This window comes from Limnospira sp. PMC 289.06, assembly GCF_032350395.1.
GTDB classification, from domain to species: Bacteria; Cyanobacteriota; Cyanobacteriia; order Cyanobacteriales; family Microcoleaceae; genus Limnospira; species Limnospira platensis.
The window spans coordinates 1-3,992 of sequence record NZ_JARPLC010000014.1 but is presented as its reverse complement, the minus strand read 5'-3'; the positions used below and the strand labels follow the sequence as shown (position 1 = coordinate 3,992).

Sequence of the window (3,992 nt, the reverse complement as noted above, 5' to 3'; positions counted from 1 at the left end):
GTTGGGAGAAGTGCAGCGAAACCCAACACCCAAGTAGGTTGGGTGAAGCGTAGCGAAACCCAACACCCAAGTAGGTTGGGAGAGTAGGTTGGGTGAAGCGTAGCGAAACCCAACACCCAAGTAGGTTGGGAGAAGCGTAGCGGAACCCAACAGAGTAGGTTGGGAGAAGCGTAGCGGAACCCAACACCTTTTGCAAATCACCGGAGTTTCCTAAATGTCTAATTCTGGCAATACCCAAGCGATCGAAAAACTCGCCGCCGAAATTGGCGAAAACGTCTATATGGATATCACCAAGTGGAATTTATACCTGGGTGATGCCAATTTACACACCCCCGTTGCCGAAAAACTCTATCCCATATTAGAAGATGGCGCCGACTTAGACGAAGAAATAGTCATTAACATTCTGAAAGATACCCCTGTTAAGTTGGGGGGTGGTAAAACAACCCTTTCCCTGGCGGATCTAATTCCTAACCAGGTAATTGCCGATTTAATGAAGGTTTTGGAAGAGTTTAAAAAAGATATGTAAATGGCGACTAGGTGCGTCCGACCAACTGACGCACCTGCTCTGCTATATATAGGTGTGTCAGATGACTAAGATTAGAAATTGGCAATTATTATTAATTAGTCTGACTGCCTCAAGTTTAGGTATTCTAGCGGTAGTTTTTCCCTGGCTAGGGTGGGCGATCGCCACAGAGGCAATCACCGTAAGTAGTGCTAATACGAATGAACTAACAGCCACAGAAGTTAATGCGATCGCCGCCGAGATCACCGTCCGCATTGAAGGTCCCAAAGGCGGTTCTGGGGTGATTGTCGAAAAACAGGATAACACCTACTATGTGCTAACTAACTGGCACGTAGTCAACCAAATTGGGGACTATGAAATCATCACCCCAGACGGTCGTCGTCACTCAGTCTACTATAGCCTAATTCAACGGATACCCGGACTAGACTTAGCGATCGCCCCCTTCAGTAGCTCCCAACGCTATCAGATCGCAACCATGGCTAACCCTGATAGCGTCAATGTGGGAGATACCGTCCATGTAGCAGGATGGCCGCGATCGGGTAGTAGTTTAGGACAAAGGCTTTTTTTCAGTAGCCAAGGAGAAGTTACCCACCGCCAAAATCGCCAACAGGGTTATAGCCTAGTGTATACCAATCTAGTCCGCAGTGGTATGAGTGGCGGTCCCGTTTTAGACTCTCGCGGTAATCTGATTGGCATTAATGGTATTGTTCAATTTGGGCTAAACCCCGATACCATTGCCGCCGCAGCTATTGAAATTAATCGATTTTGGCAGTGGCGGAAAACAGCAACATTGCCATCTATCCCCACACCGCCTCAGCAGGTCGCTAGAGAGGATATACCCACAGTAGTATCCCCCCCGGAATTGCAGGTTACAGGGGGTGCGAATGGCGCGCCATCGGCTGCTGAGGGAGGATTTGCCATGGCATCCCGGTTTAAACAAACATCAGGACAAATAATGGCGATCGCCACCACAGACTCCCTGGGAATTAGTGGCAATAGCAATGGCACAGTTGACATCTGGAATTTAGCCACAGGGGGATTAAGACAGTCCTTTCGTGCCCATAACAGGGAAGCTACCAGGGTGTTAGTCACTCCTAATGGTCAGCAACTAATCACCGCCGGAGAAGATGGGAACATTAGAATTTGGGATCTGGCGGCGGGTTTACAAGCAGGTAGCTTTTCTCCTGTACAAACCATGACCGGACATCATAGCCCCATATTAGCGATCGCCATTAGTTCCGACGGCAAAACCCTAGCCAGTGGCGGCTGGGACGGTAGCGTTAAATTATGGGATCTGCCAACTGGTTCCCTAAAACAGACCCTAGAGGGACATTCCCAACTCGTCGGAGCGATCGCCATTAGTCCCGATGGTAAAACCTTAGCCACAGGTAGTCGCGATCGTACTATTCGCCTGTGGAACTTAGAAACAGGAGCGCTAAAGCGGACCCTAGAAGGTCACGAACTCTCAGTTTTATCTCTAGCTATCAGTCCAAATGGAGAAATTCTCGCCTCTGGTAGTGCTGATGGGACTATTACCATCTGGAAACTAGACAACGGACAACCGATCCGCCGTCTCAGCGGACATAGAGACGGGGTTTGGTCAGTGGCGATCGCTTCTAATAACCAAACTCTGATCAGTGGGAGTTGGGATAAAACCGTCAAAGTCTGGAATCTTACCAGCGGCACCATAGAAGCCAACCTAGAAGGTCACACCGGCTATGTAACCGCCATTGCTATCAGTTCGGATCAGACCATGATTCTCAGTGGGGACTGGGATGGTGAGGTGAAAGTCTGGAAGCGACCCTAATCCCCCACCTTGGGGGGGGCCTGTTACTATAAAACTCTCAACAAACTGGGAAAGCGATCGACTATATCCAGTTGTTTTAACTCCTCTAGGGCGGCGTGGAAATTACCCTCTCGCACATCATGGGTAACCACTACAATCTCGGCTTGTTTACCGTGGGTGTCAATTTGCACAATTGACTCTATGCTCACCTCATGGTTACCAAAACAGGTTCCCAGCTTTCCAATCACTCCTGGTAGGTCGCGGGTAATAAATCGGGCGTAGAATCGGGTGATTAATTCTTCCATGGGGGCGAGTTCACAGTAATGCTGGTGGCTACAAGTCATCAGAGGATGGGGAGACCCCGCACCCCCCACTCCGCTGCTACTGGTGGTGATAATTCCCGCAATATTGAGAATGTCCGAAACTACCGCGCTGGCCGTCGGTCCCGCTCCCGCTCCCGGTCCGAAAAACATCACTTGTCCGATAGGTTCCCCTTCGATGAAAATGGCATTATTAACCCCGTTAATACTCGCTAGGGGGTGCAGTTGCGGCACTAAGGTAGGATGCACTCGCACCGATATATTGTTGGTCTCAGATTCAGCCCTACGAGAGGCGATCGCTAATAGTTTAATCGTAAAACCTAGGCGATCGGCATAGTCAATATCCGTAGCACTAATTCCCCGAATGCCCTCACAATATACCTGTTCCAGTTTAATCCTTCCCCCAAAGGCTAGGGATGCCAAAATCGCGATTTTATCTGCTGCATCTAACCCATCCACATCAGCCGTCGGGTCTGCTTCCGCATAACCTAGCTCTTGGGCTTGTTGCAGCACTTCGTCAAAGTTCGCCCCCTCTGCCTGCATTCTAGTTAGGATGTAGTTAGTTGTACCGTTGACAATACCCATAACCGTATCAATCCGGTTAGCCCCCAGGCATTTCTTCATAGGTTGAATAACTGGTATCCCCCCACCTACAGCCGCTTCTAGGAGAACATAAACACCTTTTTCGGTTGCTGCTGAGAAGATTTCCGCCCCATAACGGGAGATTACCGCTTTATTAGCCGTAACAATATGTTTACCATGGTCGATCGCCTTGAGGATGAGCGATCGCGCTGGCTCTAGTCCCCCAATTAGTTCTACCACAATATCTATTTCTCGATCGGTGACGATCGCTTCTAAATCTGTGGTTAATAGGTTTTCTGGTAATGCGATCGTCCGGGACTTGGAAAGCGATCGTACCCCCACCCTCACCAATTCTATTTCTTGCAGCAGGGGATGGCGACCAGAGCGATCTAATAAAATTGCCGCAGTTCCCTGACCGACGGTTCCCAATCCCAATAAACCAATTTTGAAAGCCACGATTTCAACCTATCCATCAACACTTCTATCAACCATTTTGACACAAAATAACACCGGAGCCTTTCCGCCGGGTTCTTTATATGGGAGTCCCAAAGCCACGCGCCGGCTACGCCGCAGTCAGATCTAGTGAGGGCGATCGCCACCATTTTAAACTATAATAATCCACATCAACAACCTTTCACATATTGGCTACCTAATGGGAAATACCTAGGGGTAAAGAAACCCAGTTTCTCCCTGGGGGGGGTAAAGAAACCGGGTTTCTAGTCGTAGTCGTAGGTTGGGTAAAGCGAAGCGACACCCAACAAATTCAGGTATACAAATTAGG

General features: G+C 49.1%; 3 protein-coding genes. 2 read left to right on the top strand and 1 reads right to left on the bottom strand.

Annotated elements, in window-relative coordinates:
- Positions 1-214: 214 nt before the first annotated feature.
- Positions 215-526 (top strand): DUF3181 family protein, encoded by a 312-nt coding sequence (locus P5674_RS05110; RefSeq protein ID WP_006615906.1) that lies wholly within the window; start codon positions 215-217, stop codon positions 524-526.
- Between the two features lie 61 nt (positions 527-587).
- On the top strand, positions 588-2,330 hold the full coding sequence (locus P5674_RS05105; protein ID WP_035735536.1) for a trypsin-like peptidase domain-containing protein: 1,743 nt from the start codon (positions 588-590) through the stop codon (positions 2,328-2,330).
- Positions 2,331-2,356: 26 nt separating this feature from the next.
- On the opposite strand, the gene P5674_RS05100 is transcribed toward P5674_RS05105, so the two are convergent.
- On the bottom strand, positions 2,357-3,667 hold the full coding sequence (locus P5674_RS05100) for a homoserine dehydrogenase (protein WP_006616172.1): 1,311 nt from the start codon (positions 3,665-3,667) through the stop codon (positions 2,357-2,359).
- Positions 3,668-3,992 lie beyond the last annotated feature (325 nt).

Coding starts and splice junctions, on each gene's coding strand:
- P5674_RS05110 (WP_006615906.1), top strand. CDS start 215: ATGTCTAATTCTGGCAATACCCAAGCGATCGAAAAACTCGCCGCCGAA.
- P5674_RS05105 (WP_035735536.1), top strand. CDS start 588: ATGACTAAGATTAGAAATTGGCAATTATTATTAATTAGTCTGACTGCC.